This window comes from Streptomyces sp. NPDC016851 (assembly GCF_055562795.1).
Map to the genome: position 1 here is coordinate 38,098 of NZ_JBVHEP010000040.1, position 25,138 is coordinate 63,235.

3 protein-coding genes (1 of these 3 cut by a window edge) are annotated in these 25,138 nt (G+C 71.9%); all 3 read left to right on the forward strand.

Annotated elements, in window-relative coordinates:
• A protein-coding gene (locus tag ACZ3I3_RS39395; protein ID WP_467372600.1) for an amino acid adenylation domain-containing protein crosses the window boundary here: on the forward strand, window positions 1-5,883 show its final stretch. Its footprint begins 16,548 nt before the window's first position; the window shows 5,883 of its 22,431 coding nt (coding positions 16,549-22,431); its start codon lies beyond the left edge, outside the window; its stop codon occupies window positions 5,881-5,883.
• Window positions 5,880-19,769 (forward strand): SDR family NAD(P)-dependent oxidoreductase, encoded by a 13,890-nt coding sequence (locus ACZ3I3_RS39400; RefSeq protein ID WP_467372602.1) that lies wholly within the window; start codon window positions 5,880-5,882, stop codon window positions 19,767-19,769. The genes ACZ3I3_RS39395 and ACZ3I3_RS39400 overlap by 4 nt, the downstream gene beginning before the upstream one ends.
• Window positions 19,766-25,138, forward strand: a 5,373-nt coding sequence (locus ACZ3I3_RS39405; protein ID WP_467372603.1) for an amino acid adenylation domain-containing protein, incomplete at its 3' end; no start/stop codon positions are given. The genes ACZ3I3_RS39400 and ACZ3I3_RS39405, both read left to right, overlap by 4 nt.

A 25,138-nucleotide genomic window follows, 5' to 3' on the forward strand; every position in this document is an offset into this window, starting at 1 on the left:
GGCACGGCTCTCCTGGACGAGGACGACCACCAGCGGCTCGTGCGGCAGTGGGTGGCCGAAGGCCGGCTGGAGAAGGTCGCACGCCTCTGGGCCGACGGCCACCCGGTCCCGTGGCACCTGCTCTACCCGGAGGGCACGCACCCACGGCGGGTCAGTCTGCCCACCTACCCCTTCGCCGAGGATCACTACTGGCTGCCCGTGGACGGAGCCGTCCCGGCGGCCGCCCCCGCGCCGCGGGTCACCGATGCCGCCGTGCCGCTCCAGTTCTTCGAGGAGCGCTGGACGCCGGAGCCGGCCGAGGACGTCGCCGTCGCAGAGGCTCCGACGCCACAGGTGGTCGTCTGCTTCCTGTCCGGAGCCGAGCAGCGGGAGTCCTACAGTCGGGCGGTGCGCGAGCAGGCGCCGGAGGTCCGGCTGGTCTTCGTCGAGGAGGTCAGGACGGTCGGGGCGGCCGTGGCGACGGAACCCGGCGAACCGAAGACGGCCGGATGCGGTTCGCCGGACGTGTACCGAGTCGATCGCGGCGACGAGGAGAGCTGGCGGCGTGCCCTCACCGCCGTCGCCGCGGAGCACGGCCCTGTCCGTGCCGTCCATTACCTCTGGCTCACCGAGCACGAGGACGACGGCACCAACGGCGTCCGTCGCCTCACCGACGTGGCGATCCTGCTACGTGCTCTCGCCGCGGCCGAGCTGGAGGCCGAGGACCTCCTCGTGGCAGGCCGTTTCCGCGACGCCGTCGAACAGGCCGTGCTGGACGCCCTGATCGGCTACGAGAGGTCGCTCGCGGGCGTGCTGCCCCGCACCACCTTGCGCGTGGTGGCGCACGACGACGCGCTCACCGCCGAACGCTGGGCCGCCCTGCTCCTCACCGAGCAGCGACAGCCGCGCACGGTCAGTGCCCTCTACCGGGCGGGTCGACGGCACGTCTGCCGGGTGGAGAGCATCGACGTGCCGTCGCAGCCCACGACGGTCCTGCGGCCGGGCGGAACCTACCTCGTCAGCGGTGCGTTCGGAGGGCTCGGCCGCCGAGTCGCCGAGCACCTGGCGCGGGAGTACCGAGCGAACCTCGTCCTCGTCGGGCGGTCGCCGCTGCGGCCCGCCGACGACAGGTGGGTGGCGACGCTGCGCCGGCACGGCGGCGAGGTGGTCTGCTGGCGGCTGGACGTGACCGACGCTCCGGCGCTCGCCGAGCGCATCGCCGGGCTGCCCGAGACCATGGCCCGGATCGACGGTGTCGTGCACGCGGCCGGTACGGCGGACGCCGTGCCGCTGACGGACAAGTCCGTCCAGTCGGTCGAGGCGGTCTTCGAGGCGAAGGTGCGGGGCACGCTGGCCCTGGACCAGGCGATCGCAGAGGCGTTCACCGCCCGTCCGCCGGACTTCCTCTGCCACTTCTCCTCCAGCGCCGCCACCCTCGGCGATTTCGGCAGCTGCGACTACGCGGTGGCCAACCGCTTCCAGGCGGCGTACGCGCGCGCTCTGCGGGAGCGAGGGTCCGCCGGTCCTCGGCACATCGCCATCGAATGGCCGCTCTGGGAGGAGGGCGGCATGGGCGCCGCCGTGCAGCGGCGTGCGGACGGCGACTTCGTCGAGGCGTATCTCGCCTCCAGCGGTCAGCGCCCCCTGGCCACGCCGACGGCACTCGCGGTTCTTGAGGACCTCCTGGCGACCGGCCATGCCGCGCCGCTCGTCCTCCAGGCCTCCCCCCGGGAGGCCCGGGTGCTCATCGAGCGCGCTGTCGCGCCGGGCGCCGGGCGGGAACGGCAGGCGGTTCGGGAGGCGCAGCACGGTTCGTACCCCCAAACCGGTGACGCGGCGCGGAGCGGGCGCGAGCTGGGCAAGGAGACGTTGGCGAGTGCTCTGCGCGACATCGCTCAGGACGTCCTCAAGACGCCTGCGAGCAAGCTGGACGACCAGGCCAACTTCTCCGACCTCGGCCTCGACTCCATCCGCCTCACCCAGTTCGCGCGCCGGGTCTCCGAGCGGTTCGGGCTGAAGCTGCTGCCCACAGTGCTGTACGACCACCCGTCCATCGGCGAACTGACGGACCATCTGGCGGAACTGCCCCTCGACGACTCGGCCGTACGCCCCTCCAAGGCGTCCGACGCGCCTACGGCAGACAACGAGCCGCAAGCCGATGAGCGGCACGCCGATGAGCGGCACGCCGATGAGCGGCACGCCGATGAGCGGCACGTCGACGAGCGGCACGCCGCCCGGCCGCGCACCGACGAACCGATCGCCATCATCGGCATGAGTGGCATCTTCCCCGCCTGCCGTTCGGTGTCCGACCTCTGGGAGGCATTGGTCGAGGGCCGCGACATGGTCGCCGAGCTGCCGCCGTCCGGCGACGGCTACCGGTGGCTGGGCCGTATCGACTGGGCGGACGAGTTCGACCCCGCCTTCTTCGAGATCTCGCCCAAGGAGGCGCGGACCATGGATCCGCGTCAGCGCCACCTCCTGCAGGAGTGCTGGAAGGCGCTGGAGGACGCAGCCCTTGGCGCGCAGGAACTGGCCGGCCGCCGGGTGGGCGTGTTCGTCGGCGTGGAGCAGGGTGACTACCAGCTGCTGGTCGGGAACGGCGGCAACCTGACGTCCAACCACGACGGCGTCCTGGCCGCCCGGCTGTCCTACTTCCTCGACCTCAAGGGCCCGGTGCTGGCCGTCAACACCTCCTGTTCGTCGGGCCTGACAGCGCTGCACCAGGCGTGCGCGAGCCTGCGCGCCAAGGAGTGCGACATCGCCGTCGTCGCGGCGGCGAACTTCGTGCTGACGCAGGAGTCGCTGGCGGCGATGGAACAAGCGGGAATGCTCTCGCCGACCGGCCGCTGCCGCACGTTCGACCAGGGCGCCGACGGCATGGTGCCCGGCGAGGCGGCGGTCGCGCTGGTGCTCAGGCCGCTGGACGCGGCGGAGGCCAACGGCGACCCGATCCACAGCCTGATCGTGGCGAGCGGGCTCAACTACGACGGCCGGACCAACGGCATCACAGCGCCCGCCGGCGAGGCACAGCGCGAACTGCTCGCATCCGTCTACGAGCGCGGCGGTGTCGACCCCGAGGACATCGGCCACATCGTCACCCACGGCACGGGGACGAAGCTGGGCGACCCCGTCGAGGTCAACGCCCTGCGGGAGGTCTTCCCGCCCTCGGACAGGCGCGGATTCTGCGCCCTGACCTCCACGAAGACCAACGTCGGTCACACCTTCGCCGCATCCGGTCTGGTCAGCCTGATCTCCCTGTCGGAGTCGGTGCGCCGGGGCGTCATCCCGGCCAGCCTCCACTGCGAACGGGACAACGAGTACATCGACTGGACCGACAGCGCGTTCCACGTCAACACCACGACCCGGGCCTGGACGACCCCGTCGGGCAGGCCGAGGATCGGAGGAGTCAGCGCCTTCGGGATGAGCGGCACCAACGCCCACGTGGTCGTACGGCAGTACACGGGCCGCCGGTCGACCCACGCCGAGCCGGCGCCGTACGTCCTGTTGCCCCTGTCGGCCAAGACCGAGGAGTCGCTGGAACGGCTGGTCGACGAGTTGCTCGCCTGGATCGACCGCGGGGAGCTCACGGACGCCGACCTGCCGCGCCTCGCCGAGACGCTGTTCACGGGACGGCACCACTTCCGGCACCGGTGCGCCGTCGTGGCGGGCAGCCTCGACGAGGCGGCCGCCCGCTGGAAGCAGTGGCGTGCGGCAGGTGGTGCCCCGGCGGACGCCCCGTGCTTCACCGGCACGGTGCCGCGAAACTTCAGGGCCGACGCCGCCGACGAGAAGCGCGTCGACGCCTGGCTCCGGCAGGCGCGGGACACCGGGCTGGCTGCCGGGGAACGCCGCCGGGCGCTGGTCGCGCTGGCCGAGCGCTACGTCGAAGGCCACACGATCGGGTGGCCGTCCACGACACACGACGGGCGTCGTCCGGAACGGCTACGGCTGCCCGCCTACCCGTTCGCCCGCAACCGCTACTGGGTCGGCACCGGAACACGGCCGGCACCGCACACCGCGCCGGCCGAGCCGGGCGGCGCGGCCCCGTCCGTGCCGGGCACCACAGTCCTGGCCGAGGGGCGCACCACAGTCCTGGCCGAGGGCAGCGCCGCTGCCCGGCTCGAGACCGGCGCCGCCGCCCCGCCCGTGCCCGGGCCGGGCCGTGTCGTGCTGGCCGGCCTCGCGACCTACCCGCGCGCGCTCGACATACGCCCGGCCGACAGGCCACCCGTGCGGCTGACACCGCTGCCCCGCGGATCCGAGCACGCGGGCGCTCCCCGCCAGCGCACCGACGCGACCCGGGAGCACGACATCCTCGAGGACCTGAAGTCGGCCGCCGACATCGGCTTCGGCGGCATGGTGGCCACGCTCAACCGCACCGGCGTCATGGTTGAGCAGCTCATCCCGTACTCCGCGGACTTCGCCGAGTACGCCGGGGCCTGCGGTGGCGAAGTGCTGGACATGGGCTGCGCGTACGGCGTCGCCAGCATCGCCGCGCTGGAGCGGGGAGCCAGGGTCGTCGCGCTGGACATGGAGCAGAAACACCTGGACATCCTGGAACAGCGCGTCACCGCGGAGGCCGGGCGACGGCTGTCGCTCGTGCGCGGCACGCTGCCGGACGTCGACTTCGCCGATGAGCGCTTCACCGCGATCCACGCCGGGCGAGTCCTGCACTTCCTCGGCCCGCAGGACCTGCGGGTGATGCTGGGCAAGATGTTCCGGTGGCTGGTGCCGGGCGGGAAGGTGTTCCTCAGCACGGATTCCCCCTACTTCGGTTACTGGGCCGCCAAGGCCGCCGACTACGAGGAGCGCAAGCGCGCCGGCGACCCCTGGCCCGGCTACATCGAGAACGTCGAGGACCACTTCGACGCCGTGGACGTCGCCGGGGGACCGAGCCTGATCAACGCCCTCGACCCGGACGTCTTCCGCAGGGAGTGCGAAGCGGCGGGCTTCGCCGTGGAGCGGGCCGGGTTCTTCGGCGCCGTGGGCGTGGACCGCAAGGCCACCGGAGCTCCCGGCCCCGACATGGAGCATGCCGGTGTGATCGCGCGCAAGCCCGCGAGTGGTGACCGCCGGGACGTGCACGGGCCGGGCGCCTTCGCCCGGTCCGCGGACGGCACCCCGATCCACCACCACGTCCAGGGAAACGGCCGGACCGGGCTGGTGTTCATCCACGGCCTCGGCTGCGACGCCACGTACTGGCATGGGCAGGTCCCGCACTTCCAGGACCGGTACACGGTGATCACGCTCGATCTCGCCGGACACGGCCACTCCGGTCGCGACCGGCAGCGGTGGACCGTCGAGGCGTTCGCCCGTGACGTGGCCGCGGTGGTCGAGCGCGCGGACGTCGAGGAGGTGATCCTGGTCGGCCACTCGCTGGGCGGCCCGGTGATGCTGGCGGCCGCGCCGCTGCTGACCACGACGGTCCGCGGCCTGATCGGCGTGGACACGTTGCACAACCTGGACCCCAAGCCGCTGAGTGCCCGTCAGATCGACAGGTTCGTGCGCTCCCACGCCGACCACCCGGTGCGGGCGGAGGAGATGTTCGTCGGGACGCCCCCTCCCGAGCTGGTCGAGCTGGTGGAACGCTCGCGCGCCCAGGTGGGCGGCGAGATCATCGCGGCCGTGTTCAGGGAGATGCTGGCGTACCTGCAGACCCTGCCCGAACGCATCGACGCACCGCTGGTGCTCGTCAACTCGAGCGACTGGATGCCGACCAACCTGGACGCCGCCCGCAGGCACGGCGCCGAAGTGGATGTGATCCCGGGCGTCGGGCACTTCGCGATGCTCGAGGCACCCGACGCCCTGAACACGACGTTGCAGCGGCACATCGAACAGATCGCGTCGCCGTCCCTCGCCATGACGAGGGCGGACCACGGGATCGCAGGAGTAGTTGAGAAATGACCCCGAACCCGGACGCGAAGACCACGATGAATCCCGATGTCTCTCAGGCAGGCCGTCACCGCATCGTCTCCCACCTGCGGCAGAGCCTGGCCGCGGAGCTGGAGCTGCCCGTCACGCAGATCGAGGACGACGTTCCGTTCGTGGAACTCGGACTCGACTCGATCACGGGCGTGACCTGGACCCGGGGACTGAACACCCACTTCGGGCTCTCCCTCTCCGCCACCCAGGTGTACCGCCATCCCACGATCGACGAGCTGGCCGACCACCTGGCGGCGAGCCTGGACGACACGAACCCCGCACCGGCCGACGCAAGCCCGGCCGACGCAGCCCCGGCCGAGGCAGGCCCGGTCGAGGCGGCCGTCGCCGAGGATCCGGCGGCGCCCGCACGCCCGGATGCCGGACTCCTGGGCTTCCTGCGCACCGCACTGGCTGCCGAACTCGAGCTGGCCGAGGCCGCTCTCGACGACGACACACCATTCGTCGAACTGGGTCTGGACTCGATCACGGGCGTCACCTGGACGAGGGCGATCAACACACGGCTGGGACTGTCGCTGTCCGCGACCGCGGTCTACCGGCACCCGACGCTCCGTGAACTCGCGGTCCATCTCGCCCAGGAGCTGGACGCGGTGCCGACCACGGAGGACGAGCCGCAGTCCAGCCCGGCCGTACCGCAGGAGAAGCGTCCCGCCGTCGACCTCGTGGACATCGCCGTCGTGGGGATGTCCGGAGCGTTCCCCATGGCCGAGGATCTCGACGCGTTCTGGCGGAACATCCGCGAGGGACGCGACTGCGTGTCGGAGGTGCCGCCCTCCCGCTGGCCGGTGGACGCGTTCTACGACGAACGCCCCGGCACGCCGGGCAAGTCGTACAGCAAGTGGATGGGGGTCCTGGAGGGCGCCGACCGGTTCGACCCGCTGTTCTTCACCATCTCGCCCAGCGAGGCGGAGCAGATGGATCCGCAGCAGCGCGTCCTGCTGCAGGAGAGCTGGCGGTGCGTCGAGGAGGCCGGCTACAACCCCGAGGCGCTCTCCGGCACGCGGTGCGGAGTCTTCGTCGGGTGTTCGGCCAACGGCTACGGCGGCCAGTACGACGAGACGCAGCTCAGCGCCCACCAGAACCTGGGCACCAACACCGCGATCCTGGCCAGCAGGATCTCCTACGCCCTCAACCTGAAGGGCCCCTGCCTGTCGATCGACACCTCCTGCTCGTCATCGCTCGTCGCCATCGCGGCCGCTTGCGACAGCCTGTGCATGGGAGACAGCGACGCGGCCCTGGCGGGCGGCGTGTGGGTGATCCCCGGGCCCGGCGTGCATGTGGCGATGAGCCAGCTGCGGGCGCTGTCACCGGACGGGCGCTGCTTCGCGTTCGACGAGCGCGCCAACGGCTTCGTGCCCGGCGAAGGGGTCGGTGTGCTGCTCCTCAAGCGGCTGTCCGACGCGCAGGCCGCCGGGGACCGGATCCACGCCGTGATCAAGGGCTGGGGCGTCAACCAGGACGGCAGGTCCAACGGCATCACGGCACCCAACGCCGAGGCCCAGGCCGAGCTGCAGACGCGGGTGTACGAACGGTTCGGCATCGATCCGGCGGACATCGGGCTGCTGGAGGCGCACGGCACGGGAACGGCCCTCGGGGACCCCGTGGAGATCGAGGGCCTGGTGCAGAGCTTCGGAGCGGTCAGCGAGCGGCGCGGTCACTGCGCGCTGGGTTCGGTGAAGAGCAACATCGGCCACACGGCGTGCGCCGCCGGAGTCGCCGGAACCATCAAGGCCGTCATGGCCCTGGAGCACCGGACGCTGCCGCCGGCCGTTCACCACCAGCGTCTCAACCCGCACATCGACCTGCGCGACACGCCGTTCTACGTCAACACCGAGGCGCGGGACTGGCCGGCGCAGGACGGTCCGCGTCTGGCGGCGGTCAGCTCGTTCGGCTACAGCGGGACCAACGCCCACCTCGTACTCGCCGAGGCGCCCCCGGCCACCGTCGCACCGCAGGAAGCGGGCCCACGCCTGATCGTCCTGTCCGCGCGCACCGCCGGACAACTCGCCGATCAGGCCCGACGGCTGGCCGGCCACCTGCAGACCCGCCCAGGTCTGAGCCTGCGCAGTGTGAGCTACACGCTGCTGACGGGCCGTAAGCACTTCCGCCACCGCCTGGCCCTGGTGGCGCGGACGACGGACGAGGTGATCGGCGCGCTGCGCGCCTGGCTGGAGACCGGCAGTGCCCCCTCCGTCAGGACCGGAGACCCGAAGCCGGAGCGCGCGGACACCGGGTCCGTCCCCCGGCCGGGCAACGGCGACCACGCCGATCGCCGCTACCTGGAAACGCTCGCCGAGCACTACACGAGAGGCCGGACGCTGCCGTACGAGCAGCTCTTCGAGGACGGGCCGGCGACGCGGATCACCCTGCCGGCCTACCCGTTCGCCAGGGACTCCTACTGGCTCCCCGCCGTGCGGGGAACGCGCCGCGAGGACGGCACGGAAGCCGAGGTCCTGTGGATGGAGCCGCTGTGGGAGCCGGCGCCGGCCGGCCCCGACACGTCCGCGTGGCAGGGGGCGCACACGGTGGTGCTCGCGGGCCGCGTCGAGAAGGACGCCGAGCGTGCCCTGCGGGCCCTGCTGCCCAGCTCGGTCGAGCTACGGATCCTCGCGCCGGGCACCGACGCGCTGGACGCCGAGTACCTGAGACTGACGCGGGCGCTCCTGGCGGAGATCCGCGACCGGGTCGCCGACCGCCCCGCGGGCGAGAGCCTTCTGCAGGTCGTGCTGTTGGGTGACGGTTCACCGGAGCCCGGCGTCTTCGCCGGTGTGTCCGGGCTGCTCAAGACGGCGAGCCTCGAACACCCCTGGCTGCGCACCCAGTGCGTCGAACACCCGGACCCGCTGTCTCCGGAGGCGCTGGCCGAGCTGATCCGGTCGAACGGCCGGGATCACGGCGAGACCGACGTGCGCTACACCGACGGACAGCGGTACGTGCGCCGCCTGGCCGAACTCGCGGCCGACGCCCGCGTCATGCGCGCCGAGCCGTGGCGCGAGGGCGGCGTGTACCTCATCACCGGCGGTACGGGCGGCCTCGGGCTGCTCCTCGCCCGGTCGATCGCCCGGCGCCTGCGCGCGGGCACGATCGTCCTCGTGGGCCGGAGCGAGCCGGACACCGTCCAGGCACGGCTCACCGTCCTCGGCACAACGGGCGTGACGGTCGAGTACCACCGGGCCGACGTGGCCGACCGGCCCGCCGTCGACGCGCTGGTCGCCGACGTCGTGGAGCGGCACGGCGCGATCCACGGCATCGTCCACTGCGCCGGCGTGCTCGCCGACGGCTACCTCGCCGGGAAGTCGGACGACGAGGCCGGCCGGGTGCTCGCCCCCAAGGTGTCCGGGCTGGTGAACCTCGACGAGGCGACCAAGGACCAGCCGCTGGACCACTTGATCGTCTTTTCTTCCACCGCCGCCCCACTCGGCAGCACCGGCCAGGCCGACTACGCCGCGGCCAACGGCTTCCTGGACGCCTACGTCGCCCGGCGCAACCGGCTGGCCGCCCTGGGCGGGCGCCTCGGCCGCGCCCTGAGCGTCAACTGGCCGCTGTGGGCGGACGGCGGCATGCGCCTCGACGATGCGGGCCTCGCCGAGCTTCGTCGGCTCGGTGTGGTCCCGCTGGCCGCAGAGGACGGCCTGGCCGCGTTCCACGCCCTGCTCGGTGGCGACCGGGAGCAGGTACTGGTGCTCTCCGGCGACCGCCGGCGGCTGCTGGCCCGGCTGTCGGCGTACGTGCACGGCGAACGGGACACGCACCGGCCCGCTCTTCCCGGCGCGGCACCGCGGACATGGCAGCGCACGCTGATCGAGCAGCTGTCCGCCCAGCTGAAGGTGCCCGCCGACGAACTCGGCCTCGATGACGAGTTCGGCGAGTACGGCCTCGACTCGGTCGGCTTCATCCAGCTCGCCGAGCGACTCAACCGCGGTCACGGACTCGACCTCGCGCCCACGGTGTTCTTCGAGCACCCCACGCCCCGGTCTCTCGCCGCCCACCTCGCGGCACGAACGCCCGCCGTGACTCCCGAGCCGCCCGCCGTGGCGTCCGAGCCGCGTGCCGTGACTCCCGAGCCGTCCGCCGTGGCGCCCGAGCCGCATGCCGTGGCGTCCGAGCCGCCCGGCGCGACGCCCGCTGTGATGCCCCAGCCGTCCCCCGTGACGCCCGGGCCGCCCCTCACGTACGCAACCGGCGTCGTACCCGCCGACCTCCGCCGCAGCGTTCAGGACGCGCTCGCCGCCGAGGTCTGCGCGCAGCTCAAGGTGCCGGTCGAGGAGGTCGACCCGGACGGTGAACTCGGCGACTACGGCTTCGACTCGATCAGCCTCACCGAGCTGGCCGGGCGGGTGAACGGCAAGTTCGGACTGGACCTGGTGCCCACGGTCTTCTTCGAGCACCGGACCCTGGCCGGCGTCGCCGCGTACCTGACCGGCGCCTACGGCGAACAGCTCGCACGTGCCCACAGCGCACCCGCCACGGAAGCACCCGACCCGGAGCCGCGTGCCACCACCTCCCCGGCCATCGCCGAACGGCCGCCGACCAAGGGCCCCGAAACCGCCGCACCGATCGCCGTCATCGGAATGAGCGGCAGCTTTCCCCAGGCCCCGGACCTGGCGGCCTTCTGGGACAACCTGCGCGACGCCCGCGACTGCATCACGGAAATCCCCCCGAACCGCTGGGACTGGCGCGCGATGCACGCGGATCCGGCGACCCCGCCCAACCGCCGGCACGTGCGATGGGGCGGATTCATGGACGGCGTGGACCGGTTCGACCCGCTGTTCTTCGGGATCTCACCGCGCGAGGCGGTGTCCATGGACCCGCAGCAGCGCTTGCTGCTGACGCACGTGTGGCAGGCGCTGGAGGACGCCGGACACGCACCGTCCAGCCTGGCCGGAACCGACACCGCGGTCGTCATCGGCACCGCGCCCAGCGGCTACGGCAACCTGGTCCTCAAGGAGGCGCAGGGCGAGGACGGCTACGCGGCCACGGGTGTCTCCGGCTCGGTCGGGCCCAACCGGGTCAGCTACCTGCTCGACCTGCACGGCCCCAGCGAGCCCGTCGAGACCGCCTGCTCCAGCTCGCTCGTGGCGGTGCACCGCGGCGTCGAACTGCTGCGTGAGGGGCGCAGCGGACTGGCGCTGGTCGGCGGGGTGAACACCATCGTCAGCCCGGATCTGCACATCAGCTACAGCCGCGCGGGCATGCTCAGCGAGGACGGCCGCTGCAAGACGTTCGCGACGGGGGCCGACGGCTACGTCCGCGGCGAGGGCGTGGGCATCCTCGTACTGAAGCCGCTGGAGCAGGCCGAGCGGGACGGCGACCGGATCCACGGCGTGATCCTCGGCACCGCGGAGAACCACGGCGGGCGCGCCCACTCACTGACCGCTCCCAACCCCACCGCGCAGGCCGAGCTCCTCAAGGCCGCCTACCGCCAGGCCGGCGTCGACCCGCGGACCGTGACGTACATCGAGGCGCACGGCACCGGTACGGAGCTGGGCGACCCCGTCGAACTCAACGGCCTGAAGAGCGCTTTCGCCGAGCTCTACGAGGAGGTTCCGGCGACCGTCGCGGCCCCGCCCGGCTGCGGCCTGGGCTCGGTGAAGAGCAACATCGGCCATCTGGAACTCGCCGCGGGCGTGGCCGGAGTCGTCAAGACGCTCCTGCAGATGAGGCACGGGACGCTCGTGGAGAGCCTGCACTGCCGGGACCTCAATCCGTATCTCCGGTTCGAGGACAGCCCGTTCCACGTCGTGCGCGACCGGCGCCCGTGGGAACGGCCGCGTGACGCCGAGGGCCGTACCGTGCCCCGGCGGGCCGGCGTCAGCTCGTTCGGATTCGGCGGCGTCAACGCCCACGTCGTGCTGGAGGAGTACCGGCCCGAGCCGCGTCAGGACCGGCCCTCCACCGGCCCCGCCCTGATCGTGCTGTCGGCGCGGACCCGGCCCCAGCTCGCCGAGCGGGCGCGGCGCCTGCTGGACCGGCTGCGGGACGGCGACCTGACGGACGCGGACCTGAGGGATGTCGCCTTCACCCTCCAGGTCGGCCGGGACGCGATGGAGGAACGCTCGGCGATCCGCGTCACCTGCCTGGAGGACCTGAGGAGCAAGCTCGCCGCCTTCGTCGAAGACGAGGGCGACACCGACGGCTGGCACCGTGGCTCGGTGCCGAGGCGTACGTCCGGCACGGCCGGGCCTGACCCCGAGCAGCTCGCGGCGTCGCGCCGCTGGATCGACGCGGCCGACCACGACCGGACGCTGGCCCGGTGGGTGCAGGGGCATCCCATCGACTGGGAGCACCTCTACGCCACAGGCCCGCGCCCGGTGCGGATCGGCCTGCCGGCCTACCCGTTCGCCGAGGAGAGCCACTGGGCCGGAAACGCCATCCCACGGAGCACGGCACCGATGCCCGCCCCGGGAGACCCGGCAGACCCGGCAGACCCGGCGCGGCCGCATCCCATGCTGCACCGGGAGATGTCGAGCGGCGGCGAGATCCGGTACGAGACCCGGTTCGACGGCCGTGAGCCCTTCCTCCGGGACCACCGCGTGCGCGGGGACATGGTCCTGCCCGGAGCCGCCCACCTCGAAGCGGCCCGTGCCGCAGTCGCCCGGACGGTGGGTCACTCGCGCGCCGACGGCCTGCGCCTGAGCGACATCGTGTGGCTGCGCCCGGCGGTGTGTGGTCCGTCCGGACTGGAGCTGAGCGTCACCCTGAGCCCCCAGCCCGCCGACGCGTACACGTACGCGATCCACACCGTCGACGGCCACGGGCGGCGGGTACTGAGCAGCCAGGGCAGGGCGAGCCTGTCCGGTGGCACCGCACGGCGGACGCTGCCGCTCGACGAACTCCGTGCCGCGTGCACGGCCGCCACCTACTCCGGGGCGCACGTCTACGACCTCTACGCTGGCGTCGGCATGGACTACGGCCCGGCGCAGCGGACGCTCGTCGAGCTGGGCGTGGGCGACGACGCCGAAGGGCGGCCACAGGTGCTGGCCGAACTGCGGCTCCCGGACGCGGCCGGCGGCCAGGGCGACTACCGGCTGCACCCGGGCATCCTCGACGGCGCGCTCCAGGCCACCGTCGGCCTGGGGCTGGCGCAGGAGCGCCGGGACCGCGAGTCCGGTGGCCCGGCACTGCCGTTCGCCTTGCAGGGCCTGGACATCGCCGCGGACACCCCGGCCCGCGCCCACGTCTGGATCAGGTACCGGCAGGGCAGCCGGCCCGGGGACCCGTCGGCCCGGCTCGACCTGACCGTGTGCGACGAACAGGGGCGGGTCTGCGTGGAGCTGACCGGCCTGAGCGCGCGGGTGCTGAAGGACGGGGCGAAGCCGGTCCCGGCACCCGCCCCGCAGGCCGCCGACGCCGACGCCCCCGAGCAGGACGCCGAGTCCGTCGCCGAGCGTGCGCTGCGCTACGTCCGGCAGCAGCTCGCCACCGCGCTGCAGATCGACGTCGAGCGACTGGACGTCGACACCGCGCTGGAGCACTACGGCATGGATTCGATGATGGCGATGGAGCTCACCCGTCACCTGGAGGAGAGCTTCGGGACCCTGCCGAAGACGCTCTTCTTCGAGGTCCAGACCGTTCGGGCACTGAGCGAGCACTTCGCCGAGGAGTACCCCGACGAACTGCGCGCCGCCCTGGGTGCCTCGACCGCATCCCAGAGCACCCCGACCGCACGGCGGCCATCGACCCGCCCGCCGGCCGGGGCCGAGAAGCCGCAGCCGGACGGTGCCGGGCATCCGGGTCGCGCGCAGGAGGGCAGGGACGTGGCGATCGTCGGCCTGAGCGGCACGTACCCGGAGGCCGAGGACCTCACCGCGTTCTGGGCGAACCTCCGGGCGGGCCGGGACTGCGTCCGGGAGATCCCGGAGAGCCGCTGGGACCACCGCCGCTACGTCGCCGACGCACACTCCTCCACTGGCGCCGGCCTCGCCAAGTGGGGCGGTTTCATCGACGGTGTCGACCGGTTCGACCCGCTCTTCTTCCACATATCGCCGCGCGAGGCCGAGTACCTCGATCCCCAGGAACGCCTGTTCTTGGAGTGCGTCCACCACACCCTGGAGGACGCCGGGTACACCGGCGAGCTCCTCGCCAGGCAGTCGACGGAGCGCGAGGACACGCGGGCGGGCATCATCGCCTCGGGCAAGGTGGGTGTCTTCGTGGGCGTGATGTACGAGGAGTACCAGCTCCACGGCGCGCAGGAGCAGGCCCGCGGGCGGCACATCGCGCTGTCCGGCAGCCCCTCGTCGATCGCCAACCGGGTCTCCTACTTCTACGACTTCCACGGGCCGAGCATGGCCGTCGACACCATGTGTTCGTCCTCGCTGACCGCCATCCACCTCGCCTGCGAGGCGATCGGAAGCGGCCAGTGCGAGGCGGCGATAGCGGGCGGGGTCAACGTCAGTGTCCACCCCAACAAGTACCTGATGCTCAGTCAGGGCAGGTTCGCGGCCACCGACGGCCGGTGCCGGAGCTTCGGCGAGGGCGGTGACGGTTACGTCCCGGGCGAGGGCGTGGGCGCCGTACTGCTGAAGCCGCTGGCGCGCGCCGTAGCCGACGGAGACCACATCTACGGAGTGATCAAGGGGACCGCGCTCAACCACGGTGGCCGTACCCACGGCTTCTCGGTGCCCAGCCCGGTGGCGCAGGGCGACGTCGTCGCCCGGGCACTGGCCGAGGCGGGCGTCGACCCACGGGCCCTGAGCTACCTGGAGGCACACGGCACCGGCACCTCGCTGGGCGACCCGATCGAGATCGCCGGCCTGATGAAGGCGTTCCGGCGGGCCGGGGACGGCACACTGCCGGAGCACTGCGCCATCGGGTCCGTGAAGTCCAACATCGGCCACTGCGAGAGCGCGGCCGGGATCGCCGGGGTCACCAAGGTTCTCCTCCAGATGCGCGCTGGGGAGCTCGTGCCGAGCCTGCACTCGGAGAGGCTCAACCCGCACATCGACTTCAACTCCACCCCGTTCCGCGTGCAACAGCACCTGGAACCCTGGCGACGGCCTCGCGTGGAGCTCGACGGCGGGGTGCGCGCCTTGCCGCGTGTCGCCGGTGTGTCCAGCTTCGGCGCGGGTGGTGCCAACGCGCATGTGATCATCGCCGAGTACGAGCCGGAGCCCGCTCCGCGCGCCGAGGACCCGGCCGGCCGGGCAGAGGTGATCCCGCTGTCGGCCAGGACCGAGGACCAGCTGGTGCGGCAGGCCGAACGGCTGCTGGCGCGGCTCGAGGACCTGTCCGACGCGGAGCTTCCGAGCATCGCCTGGACGCTCCAGACCGGGCGCGTGGCACTGGAGGAGCGACTGGCGTTCACCGCCGACTCCCTGGAGACGGTCCGGCGGACGCTGGAGGCGTTCGTCGCCGGCCCCGGTGTACCGGGCGCATGGGAGCGCGGCAGTGTCCGTACCGACGACGGCACCCGGGCCGGGTCCACGGGCGACCAGGCCCCGTGGCCGGCGCAGGCCGGCCACGAACAGCTGCCGGCCCTCTGGGCCCAAGGGCAGACCGTGGACTGGGAGCGGCTGCGGGCCGGTGAGACACCGCCGCGCCGGATCAGCCTGCCGGGATATCCCTTCGCCCGCGAGCGCTACTGGTTCGACGCCCCCGATGAAGTGACCCAAGCCGGATCGGCCCTAGCCGAACCGGCCCTGCCCGAACCGGCCCTAGCCGAACCGGCCCAGCCTGATTCGCCCCGACCCGAACCGGCCCCGCGCACCACGGCGGAGGGCGGGGACCTGCTGCTCCTCAGGCCCGTCTGGCGTGCCCTCGCCCTCGCCGCCGCCGCCGACGACGACCGGCCCGAGGCCCACGGCGAGGACGGACCGGACGTCGCCGAGCACCGCGTGGTGGTGCTCGGCGGACTCGGCGACCGCGGCCGCGAGGCCCTCACCGCCGCCCTGCCCGCGTCGGTGATCTGCGAGTTCGTGGACCTCGGCAGCGGCACTCCCGACGACCGGTACGGCCGTGCGGCGCGCCGCGTGTTCACGCTGGCGCAGGACATGCTCCGGCGCGGCCCGCACCGGCCCGTCCTGCTGCAGGTCGTGCTGGCGGGCGACGCCGACGCGGAGCACCTCGGCGTCCACGACTGCTTCGCGGGCATCACCGGCCTGCTGAAGACCGCTCACCTGGAGAGCCCGCGGCTGCGGGCGCAGTACCTCGACTGCCGCGACGGCGCCTCGCCCTCCGTCATCGGCGCCCGGCTGTGGGCCGAGGCCCGGTGCGGCGACGAGCCGGAGGTGCGGTACCGCGAGGGCCGTCGGCTGGTCCGGCGCCTGGAGGAGGCCGTGTCCGCCGACTCGGCCGCGACGCCCTGGCGGGACGGCGGGGTGTACCTGATCACCGGCGGAGCCGGTGGCCTGGGGCTGGTCGTGGCCCACGCGATCGCCGCCGAGACGCGCGGCGCGACCGTGGTCCTCACCGGCCGGTCGGAGCTCACCGAGGAGAAGCGGCGTGTTCTGGACGCCCTGCGGGCGGCCGGCCTCCGTGTGGACTACCGGCGGGCCGATGTCTCCGACCGGGGCGCCGTCGCCGAACTGCTGGACCGGTCCGTCGCCGCGCACGGTCCGCTGACCGGCATCCTGCACGGCGCCGGGCTCCTGCACGACGACTTCCTGATCAGGAAGACCACGCGGGAGCTGGAGCGCGTATTCGCCCCGAAGGTCGCGGGCCTCGTCCACCTCGACGAGCTGACCCGCGAACAGCCCCTGGACTTCTTCGTGTGCTTCTCCTCGATGAGCGGCGCGATGGGCAACCCGGGGCAGGGCGACTACGCCGCCGCCAACGGCTTCATGGACGGCTATGCGGCCGACCGCAACCGGCTCGTCGACGCCGGCCTGCGACACGGCCGGACCCTCTCGGTGAACTGGCCCCTCTGGGAAGACGGCGGCATGCGGGTCGACGATGCGATCAAGGAACAGCTGAAGCGGATGGATCTCGTGCCGATGGACACCGAAGCGGGACTGCACGCCTTGCGGTACGGACTGACCGCGGACGAGGGCACACCGTCCGACGGGCGGCTCCTCGTGCTCACCGGACACCGGGAGGCACTGATCTCCCGGCTGACCGAACAAGACGACGAGCCGCAGACCGATGCACCGGCCCCGCCCGCGGCCGCGGACCGGGCGCGCCGGACGCCGCGGCTCGAAGCCAGGGCCCTGCGTCACTTCCGGCGGGAAGTGGCGACGGCGCTCAAGCTCGCCCCGGAACGCCTGGACCTCGACACACCACTGGAGCGCTACGGCATGGACTCCGTGGCGGCGATGGAGGTGATCGCACGGTGGGAGCAGTCGTTCGGACCGCTGTCCAAGACGTTGTTCTTCGAAGTGGGAACCGTCCGCGCGCTGGTGGAGTACCTCACGGATCACCATGGGGACGCCCTGCTCGCCCTGTTCGGTGAGGAGCGCCAGGAGCAGGAGCAGCACGAGCAGAAGCAGGAGCAGAGCGAGCCGGAGCCGAGCGCGCCCGAGCCGCCGAAGGCCGACCACCTGGCCGAGCCCGCGCCCGTCGCGGTGACCCGGCCCCTCGGACAGGAGGAGCCGGTGCGTTCCGGCACCGACGGCACCGACGGCATCGCGATCATCGGGATCTGCGGCCGGTACCCGCATGCCGCAGACCTCGACGAGCTGTGGGCCCGTCTGCGTTCCGGCGGGGACTGTGTCACCGAGGTCCCGGCGGACCGCTGGGATCACGACGCGGTCTTCGACCCGGACCGCGACGCGCCCGGCCGGAGTTACTGCCGGTGGGGCGGATTCCTCGACGGCGTCGCGGAGTTCGATCCGCTGTTCTTCGAGATCTCGCCCCGCGAGGCCGAGGCGATGGACCCGCAGCAACGGCTGTTCCTCGAGACGGCATGGGAGCTTCTGGAGCAGAGCGGCATCACCCAGGCGCAGCTCGAACAGCGCTACCGGCGCCGCGTCGGGGTGTACGTCGGCGCGATGTACCAGATGTACCGGGCGGACGAACAGGACGCCGCGAGAAGCGCCCTGACCTCCGCTGCCTCGTACAACCTCATCGCCAACCGGGTCTCGCACTTCTTCGGACTCGAAGGCCCCAGCCTGGCGGTGGACAGCATGTGCGCCTCCTCGTCGACGGCCGTCCACCTCGCCTGCGCGGATCTGCTGCGCGGCGAGGCGGAGCTGGCCATCGCCGGAGGCGTCAACCTGACGATCCATCCGGACAAGTACGTGGCGCTCGCCCAGGGACAGCTGCTGGGAAGCCACCCCGAAAGCCGCAGTTTCCGCGAGGGCGATGGCTACCTTCCCGCGGAGGGAGTCGGTGCCGTGCTGCTCAAGCCGCTGGCCGCGGCGCTCCGGGACGGCGACACCGTCCACGCCGTCATCCAGGGCAGCGCCTCGCTGCACGGCGGCAGGGCGGGCCGGTTCATGACGCCCAGTTTCCGCACCCAGGTGAACGTCATGCGGCAGGCCCTGGAACGCGCGGGCGCCGGAGCCGACTCCATCGGCTACGTCGAGGCGGCGGCCAACGGGTCGGCACTCGGTGACGCCGTCGAGGTCAACGCGTTGCGCGAGGTGTTCGGCGACGTGCCGGAGCCCGTCCTGGTGGGCTCGGTCAAGTCCAACCTGGGACACCCCGAGGCGGCCTCCGGCATCGCCCAGCTGACCAAGGTCGTCCTGCAACTGCGGCACCGTCAGCTGGCGCCGCTCGTCGCGGTGGGCCGGGCCAACCCGAACCTGGACGTGAAGGACGGGCCCGTCCGGCTGTGCGAGGACCTGACGGAATGGCAGCCACGCGGCACCGGTACGGACGGTGCCGCCCCGCTGCGCGCCCTCGTCAACTCCGTCGGCGCCGGCGGAAGCCACGTCAGCCTGGTGGTCGAGGCCCCGCCTGTCCGCGAGGCCACGCGGGAACCAGCCGGCTCGGCCGGGCCGCAGTTGGTCCCGTTGTCCGCCGGAAGTCCCGAACGGCTGCGAGCCGCGGTGCGACGACTCCTGCATCTCATCGACCAGGACGACTCGGTGACCCTGCCGGACCTGGCCTACACCCTGCAGGTGGGGCGCGAGACGCTGCCCGAACGCCTGGCGGTGGTGGCCGACTCCCTGGAGGAGCTCCGCCGAGCCCTGGAGAGCCACCTGCGCGGCGAGCCCGCCGACGGAGCACCTGTGTACTGCGGCAATGCCGACGAGCACACCGGTGCGCTGGGTGCGTTGTTCTCCGGCGTGCACGGCGAGGCATTCGTCACAGCCCTGACGGAGGAGGGCGACCTGGACCGGCTCGGCGAGCTGTGGGTCCGCGGGGCCGGAATCCCGTGGCACGGCCTGCACACCTCGCCACGACGGCTCCTGCCGCTGCCGACCACGGTGTTCCGGCGCGAGCGCTACTGGATCGGCAGCACCGCGAAGCCGCAGCCGCAGGAACCGACGGACACGGCACGCAGGCCTGATGCGGATACCATGCGTGACGCCGATGACTTCGGCCGCTACATCGAGGCTTTCTTCGCACAGGCGCTCGGCCTGGACGCCGACCGCCTTCCGCACGACAAGGACCTGCACGGCCTCGGGGTGGATTCGATTCTGTGGTCGAGGCTGCAGCGCGCCGTGGAGGCGGACTTCGGTCTGCCCCTGTCCGCGCGCGAGGTCGTGGAGTGCGGCACCGTCGACCGCATCGCGACGAAGCTGGCCGCCAAGCAGGCGGCGAACGACGGCGTCCAGGGCAGCAGCTCCTCGGTGACCACCGGGGCGGCAGCACCGGCCTCCTCGGTGACCACCGAGGAGGCCGCACCGGACAAGACGGGGGAGGACGAGGCGCGCCTGGCCAGGGCCAGGGCGCTGGAGGACTTCCAACAGGGGAAAGTCGGCCTTGACGATCTCAAGGCGATCATGAGGGAAGCAGCGGGCGCGTGAACGAGGACCAGATTCTGTCGGGCTTCAAGGTCGGCATCTACTCCGCCGAGGAAGTGCTCGCTTTCTACGAGCGGCTTCAGGAGCGGCCCACCCGCCGCCCGCTGTCCGAGGGGCAGAAGGGCCTGTGGCTGCTGCACACACTGCAGCAGGCCTCGGACGTCTACAACGTTCCCGTCTGCTTCCGCACCGGAGCACACCTCGATGTCGCGCTGTTCCGCGAGGCGTTCGAGGCCGTGGTGGCGGGGCACACCCAGCTCTCCAGCACGGTCACCGAGGAAGACGGCGTCCCCTACCTGGTGCAGGGCTCAGGCGCGCTCTTCTTCCAACACGAGCGGGTGGACGGCCGCACCGAGGCGTCCCTGCGCGGCCTGATGAGGAAGCACGCCAAGGTGCCCTTCGACCTCGCGGAGGACTCCCCGGCACGCGCGTACGTCTACTCGGCCGGCCCGGACGACACCTACGTCCTCCTGGTCTTCCACCACCTGGTGTTCGACGGCGCCTCCACGCCCCTCTTCCTCCGCGACCTGTTCGAGGCCTACGAGGAGCTGCGGCGTGGGCGCCGCCCGCAAGTCCCCGCGGACCGGGACAACTACGACGACTTCGTCCGCTGGGAGCAGGAGTTCCTCGCCGGTCCCGAAGGCGAACGGCACCGGGCCTACTGGATGGAGAAGCTCGGCGGTGAGCTGCCCGTACTGCGCCTCGACATCGAAAGAGAGCCCTCCCACGCGGCTCCGGCCTCCGGAGCGACCGCGACCCTGACCCTGCCGTCCGGGACGGCCGCCCGGGTGCGGGAGTTGTGCGCGGCGCACGGGAGCAAGCCGGCCGTCCTCTTCCTCGCCGTGTACGAGCTGCTCCTGCACCGCTACAGCGGCGAGCGGGACCTCATCGTCGGCGTGCCCTCCATGGGTCGGCCGGGCACCCGGTTCGCCGAGTCGGTCGGCTATTTCGTCAACATGGTCCCGGTCCGTCACCGTCTGCGCGGCGACGTGCCGTTCTCCGGTCTGCTCCGCGAGCTGACGCTGGAGTTGGCCGACGGCATCGACCACGCCGCCTATCCGTTCCCGCGCATCGTGCAGAACCTGGGCGTCCAGGCGGGACCGAACCACCCCTCGCCGGTCTTCCAGGTGTCCTACGCCTTCCAGAACAAGGGCATGATGCACCTCGCGGACGACGTCCTGGGCCTTGAACTGGCCCGGTCGGTGCGGTTCGTGGAGGACATCGTCCAGGAAGGGGAGTTCAAGCTCCACCTGGAGGTGTTCGAGAACACCGACGACTACACCCTGCACCTCAAGTACGATGCCGACCGCTTCGCCGCGGACGGCATCGAGCGGTTCCTGAGCCACTACCGGCTCCTGCTCGACGCGCTGCTCGCCGCCCCTCAGCAGCAGGTTTCCGCCTTCTCCCACCTCTCGGAGGAGGAGCAGCGGCAGCTCGTCGCGTGGAACGACACGCGCCGCGCCTACTCGCGCGACCGCTCCCTGCCCGAGCTGCTCGACGCGGCGGTGGCACGGTTCGGGGACCGGCCCGCGCTGGTGTCCGGCGACCGGTCGCTCACCTACGCGGAGCTGGGCGCGCGGATCGACGAGGTCGCCCGAGTCCTGCGGCGTCGCGTCACCGCGGACACCGTCGTCGGCGTGTGCATGGAGCGCTCGCCCGAGATGGTGATCGCGCTGTGGGCGGTCATGAAGGCCGGAGCGGCCTATCTGCCCATCGAGCCGGACCTTCCGGCGGCGCGCATCCGGTACATGATCGAGGACTCCGGCGCCGAACTGGTCCTCACACAGCGGCGGCTGACGGTGCCGGGCCTGTCCAGCGCCCGCGAGGTGCTCCACCTCGGCCCCGACGGCCTCGACAACCCAGACCCGCGCACCGGTGAGCCGGTCGGCGAGGGGGTCCCGCCCGCCCCCACCGACCTGGCCTACGTCATCTACACGTCAGGTTCCACCGGACGCCCCAAGGGCGTGATGGTCGAGCACCGGGCGGTGGTCAACCGCATCGAGTGGATGCAGAACGAGTACCGCCTCGGAGCCGACGACGTCGTCCTGCAGAAGACGCCGTTCAGCTTCGACGTCTCGGTGTGGGAGCTCGTCTGGCCACTGATCGTCGGCGCCCGCATGGTCGTCGCCGAGCCCGGGGCGCACAAGGATCCCGAACGCCTGATCTCGCTCGTGCGGCGCACGGGCGTGACGACCCTGCACTTCGTGCCCTCCATGCTGCGGCTCATGGTCGAGCAGGACGGCTGGGCGGACTGTGCCTCGGTCCGCCAGGTCTTCTGCAGCGGCGAGGCCCTGCCCCCCGATCTCCCGGCCCGGCACTACGCCGCTCACCGGGCCCGGCTGCACAACCTGTACGGGCCGACGGAAGCCGCCATCGACGTCAGCCACTGGACCTGCCCCGAAGGCGAGCCGCAGCGCACCGTGCCGATCGGCCGGCCGATCCAGAACATCCGTCTGCATGTGCTGGACGAGTTCGGCCGATTGCAGGCGGTCGGCTGCGCAGGTGAACTGCACATCGCCGGCGACGGACTGGCCCGCGGTTATGCCAACAACCCCGCCCTGACCCGGGAACGCTTCGTGCCGGACCCGTTCGACCCGGCTCCGGGCGCCCGGATGTACCGGACCGGCGACCTGGTACGCCGCATGCCCGACGGCACGCTCGAGTTCCTCGGCCGCCTCGACAACCAGATCAAACTGCGCGGCTTCCGCATCGAGCTCGGCGAGATCGAGGCCCGGCTGGGCGCCCATCCCGGCGTCCGGGCCTCGGCCGTGCTGGTGCGGGAGGACAGCCCCGGCAACCAGCAGCTCGTCGGGTACGTCGTGGCCGGCCCCGACCTGCGGGACGTACCCGAGGCGGACCGCCGGGCCGAGCTGATCCGCCACACCGCCCAGGACCTGCCGGAGCACATGGTGCCCGCTGCCCTGGTGTGGCTCGATGACCTGCCCGTCACCGCCAACGGCAAGCTCGACCGCAAGGCGCTGCCCGCGCCGGACGCCGCCGTGCACACCGGGCGGGAGCGTGTCGCGCCGCGCACGGACACCGAACGCACCTTGCTCACCGTCTGCGCCGACCTGCTGGGCCTGGAACCGGACCGGCTCGGCGTCACCGACGACTTCTTCGCGCTCGGCGGCCACTCGCTGCTCATTCCCCGGCTCACCGCACGGCTGCGGGCCGAAGGCCTGCACTGTGACCTGCAGAGCGTCTTCGACGCCACGTCGCTCGCCGAGCTGGCCGTGCAGATCGACGGAGGCGTCGAGGAACAGGCGTTCACCGCGCCGCCCCCCGCCGTCCCCGACGGCTGCACTCGCGTGACCCCCGACATGCTGCCGCTGGTCACGCTGACCGAGGCGGAGCTGGCGACGATCGTCGCCAAGGTTCCCGGAGGAGCCGCCAACCTCAAGGACGTCTACCCGCTGGCCGCCCTCCAGGAGGGCATGCTGTTCCACCACCTCAAGGAGGGACGGCGCGACCCGTACGTCCTCTCCGGGGTGTTCTCCTTCGCGAGCCGAGCCCATCTGGACCGCTTCATGGAAGCGCTGCGCTCGGTGGTCGCACGCCACGACGTCCTGCGGACCGCGATTCTCACCGACGGCCTGTCGGAGCCGGTCCAGGTCGTCGTTCGGCACGCCGAACCGGTGCTCGAACAGCTGCCGATGGGCCCGGGGGCCTCCCCCGAGGAGGAGATCTCCGCCCTGCTGGCACAGCCGCGCCCGATGCGGCTCGACCGCGCCCCGCTCATCCGGCTGAGGGCGGCCGAACACCCGGACAGCCACGAATGGGTCGTCCTGCTGGACCTGCACCACCTCATCGACGACGCCACCTCGCTCGGCCTGCTCTTCAAGGAAGTGCTCGCCCACCTCACGGGCCGGCAGGCCGAACTGGCCGAGCCGGTGCCGTACCGCGACTTCGTCGCCCACTCTCAGCAGCAGGCCCGGACGCTGGACTCCGAAACGTTCTTCCGCAAGCGGCTGGACGGGGTCACCGACTCCACGCTGATGTTCGGCCTCGACGACGTACACGGCGACGGCAGCCGTGTCCTCGACCTGCGCAGGCCGCTGGACGAGCGGCTCGGGCAGAAGATCCGCGCTCGCGCCAAGGAACTGCGCGTCAGCCCCGCGAGCCTCTTCCACGCGGGCTGGGCGCTGGTCGTCGGTGCGTGCGCCGGCCGCGACGACGTGGTGTTCGGAACCGTCATGTCGGGACGCCTGCAGGGCCCCGAAGGCGCCGAGCGGATGCTGGGCAACTTCATCAACACCCTGCCGGTGCGCGTCGACCTCACCGGCCGGAACATCCGGGACCTGGTGCTGGACATCGACCGGACCCTGCGTGAGCTGATCCGGCATGAACAGACTCCGCTGGCCGTGGCCCACGGCCAGAGCGACCTGCCGGCCGACGCCCCACTGTTCAACGCGATCCTCAACTACCGGCACCTGGAGACCGGCGTCCGCATCGACGAGACCGAACTCGAGCGCTGCGGCGTCAAGGCTCTCTCGGGCGTGATCGAACGCAGCAACTACCCCGTCGCGGTGTCGGTCGACGACTTGGGCGCGGCGTTCTCGATCGACGCCCAGATCGACCGGTCCCAGGACGCGGAACTGGTGATCTCGTACCTGGAAACCGCCATGGCGGCCATCGTGAACGCCCTGGCCGAGGAAGACTCGGCGCGGCGACCGGCACTGGACCTCTCCCTTCTGCCTGAGGTGGAGCGGCGGCGGGTGTTGGAGGGGTGGAATCGGGTTGAGGAGTCGGTGGGGGATGGTCGGTGTGTGCATGAGTGGTTTGAGGAGGTGGCTGCTGAGCGTGGGGATGCGGTGGCGGTTGTCTTCGAGGGGCGGGAGTTGTCGTATGGGGAGTTGAATGCGGCGGCGAATCGGTTGGCTTGGCATCTGCGTGGTTTGGGTGTGGGGCCTGGTGTGCGGGTGGCGTTGTGTCTGCCGCGTGGTGAGCAGATCGTGGTGGGTGTGCTGGCGGTGTTGAAGGCCGGCGGTGCGTATGTGCCGCTGGATCCGGCCTCGCCGGTGGACCGTCTGGCTTTCCTGCTGGAGGACAGTGCGCCCCAGGTCGTGCTCATTGACGGTGCGGTGCCGGATGGGGTGCGTCTGCCGGATGTTCCGGTGGTGGATGTGCGGGCGGATGCCGGTATGTGGGCGGGTCTGCCGGCGGTTGATGTGCCGGTAGGTGAGTCGGGGGTGTCGTCGGATGATGTGGCGTATGTGATTTATACGTCGGGTTCGACCGGGGTGCCGAAGGGTGTGCTGGTCGAGCACGGGAATGTCACGCGTTTGTTCACGTCGACCGATGAGTGGTTCGGGTTCGGGCGGGATGATGTGTGGACGTTGTTCCATTCGTTCGCTTTTGATTTCTCGGTGTGG